Origin of the sequence: Streptomyces sp. A1136, assembly GCF_004795055.1 — a bacterium.
Lineage (GTDB): Bacteria > Actinomycetota > Actinomycetes > Streptomycetales > Streptomycetaceae > Streptomyces.
This window is the reverse complement of the sequence record NZ_SSBJ01000099.1, coordinates 1-1,120: the sequence shown is the minus strand read 5'-3', so window position 1 is coordinate 1,120 and position 1,120 is coordinate 1. Positions and strand designations below refer to the sequence as shown.

Below are 1,120 nucleotides of genomic sequence, written 5' to 3'. Positions count from 1 at the left end.
CGGGGGAGTATGCGGCTGTGCTTCGTACGCTGGTTCCGCTGAGCTTGTCGAAACGTCGCCGTAACAACGTCCGGAAAGCACAAAAGGACCCGGGGGCTGCTTTGCCCGGATCCTCTTCACAGGAGAATAACCCACATGAGTTCTGTGTCCGAGGGGAGAATTCCGGATTCCGCTGTTCGCTCGATCACGCGCGGCCCGCTGCGGACCACGTTGCGGGCGGACGACGGGGTCGGGATCGAGGCGGTGTACGACCCGTGTACGGCGGATGACGCGGCGGGCGGGGAGGCCGGGGGCCCGGGCCCGGCGATCGTCGTCGCGCACGGGTTCACCGGTTCGGCGGACCGCCCCGCGGTGCGGCGCGCCGTGCGGACGTTCGCCCGGTACGCGGCCGTGGTCAGCTTCTCCTTCCGGGGCCACGGGAGGTCCGGCGGGCTGTCCACGGTGGGCGACCGCGAGGTGCTGGACCTGGCGGCGGCGGTCGCCTGGGCGCGCTCGCTCGGGCACCGGCGGGTGGTGACGGTCGGCTTCTCGATGGGCGGCTCCGTGGTGCTGCGGCACGCGGCGACCCATCAGGGGGGAGCACGGGGGCGCACCGAAGCAGTGGCGGCGGTCAGCGCGCCCGCCCGCTGGTACTACCGGGGCACGGCCCCGATGCGGCGGGTGCACTGGCTGGTGACCCGGCCCACCGGGCGGCTCGTCGGCCGCTTCGGCTTCGCGACGCGCATCCACACCGAGGACTGGGACCCGGTGCCGCTGTCGCCCGTCGAGGCGGTCCCGCTGATCGCGCCCACCCCGCTGCTCATCGTGCACGGCGACCGCGACCCGTACTTCCCGGTGGACCACCCGCGGATGCTGGCGGCAGCCGGACCTGCGCAGTTGTGGCTCGAGCCGGGCATGGGGCACGCCGAGAACGCGGCCGACGACGAACTGCTCGGGCGGATCGCGGGCTGGCTCATCGCCGCGCGGCCCGCCGCGTAGCCCATCATGGAGGGCGACGAAAGGAGCCACACCATGGCAGCGGGAACCATCCGCTTCTGGGCCGCGGCCAAGTCCGCCGCCGGTGTCGGCGAGGAGCCGTACGCCGCCGGGACACTGGCCGAGGCCCTCGACGCGGTGCGCG

General features: G+C 73.5%; 1 protein-coding gene and 1 pseudogene. Both read left to right on the top strand.

Going from position 1 to position 1,120, the window contains the following annotated elements; genetic code table 11:
• Positions 1 to 135 precede the first annotated feature (135 nt).
• Positions 136 to 978, top strand: coding sequence for an alpha/beta hydrolase (locus E6R62_RS37415; protein ID WP_206308968.1), 843 nt, complete (start codon positions 136 to 138; stop codon positions 976 to 978).
• 33 nt (positions 979 to 1,011) lie between these two features.
• Positions 1,012 to 1,120: pseudogene (locus tag E6R62_RS37410) on the top strand (MoaD/ThiS family protein); the annotation flags it as partial.